General features: G+C 50.1%; 2 protein-coding genes. Both read left to right on the top strand.

What is annotated here, in order from left to right; translation table 11 throughout:
- On the top strand, window positions 1–332 hold a 332-nt coding region (locus C3451_RS24160; protein WP_124304493.1), incomplete at its 5' end, for a hypothetical protein.
- Window positions 332–910, top strand: coding sequence for a hypothetical protein (locus tag C3451_RS24155; protein ID WP_017384400.1), 579 nt, complete (start codon window positions 332–334; stop codon window positions 908–910). The genes C3451_RS24160 and C3451_RS24155, both read left to right, overlap by 1 nt.
- Window positions 911–948: the final 38 nt, after the last annotated feature.

The following is a 948-nucleotide window of genomic DNA, read 5'->3' as shown; positions in this document are numbered from 1 at the left end:
TACGTCACGGTCGTATCAAAAAATGCTTCACGCGAGATACGGCGATCCGCTATCTGGCTTTCTTCATGACCACCGAGGCTTTTGAGCGTTCAGGTTTTCCGCAGCATCACCCGCGAGTGCGTATTGATCGCGATGATATGGAGGTATGGCGAGACGGGGAAACAAAGGCTGAGTATCTGGCCGCCCACCAGCGTTGTGTTCGCCGTCTGCGTCGTATCCTGGCGCGCAAGCGAGAAATGGAAAAATGGTGTGAAAAATGGGACGCGATGCACGAGCGTTACGTCAAAGAAGTAGATGCATTGCAAGCCATCAAACCAGAAGGAGTGCATTAATGGTTGATTCAAGCTTTACCCCAGAGCCTACTTCATCCGGCATCCGTTTTGGTAACCGAGTTATTGGTTATTCAGTTGCGGTTCGCCAGCTCGACAACGGTAATTATGACAAACGAATTCCGGATGGACTTGAACTGTTGGCTTGCATTATGGAAGGGATTGAAAGCGGCTGGTTTAACCCGGGCATCGAGAAAGAAATCATTCTTTGGCGCTGGATGCTGGTTGCCGTCTTTATTACGGAAGAGCAGGAAAAGAACGGGACCAGTGAGGTGGCCAACGATTCAGGAGGTTTCGACAAAGCAGTTATCTACTCCGGCCAGCACGGTTCAATCAGTATTTATCCTGCGCCAGAGCGATTCGCACTTGCTAATCATGTGGAAGGTATTGCCATTGAGAAATACGGCCAGGAGCTTGGTCAGCAGATGGCTCTGCGCATGTACAAGGGCATGTTAGCGGAAGACGAAGTGCAGGGGCTTCAGCTGTCACAATTTGGCCGGGAGGGTTTTAATTTGCTGCACGACAGTTTCATCGAACAGATTCAGAAAGAAGGCATGCCTGACATGCCAGTTATGCACTGAGGTGATTATGAGCGACGTTGTTCTTCTGGTACCGAATG

This window comes from Enterobacter sp. 301B (assembly GCF_003850715.1).
Lineage (GTDB): Bacteria > Pseudomonadota > Gammaproteobacteria > Enterobacterales > Enterobacteriaceae > Enterobacter > Enterobacter intestinihominis.
Note: the sequence above shows the minus strand (reverse complement) of the source record. Positions and strands in the feature narration are given on the sequence as shown.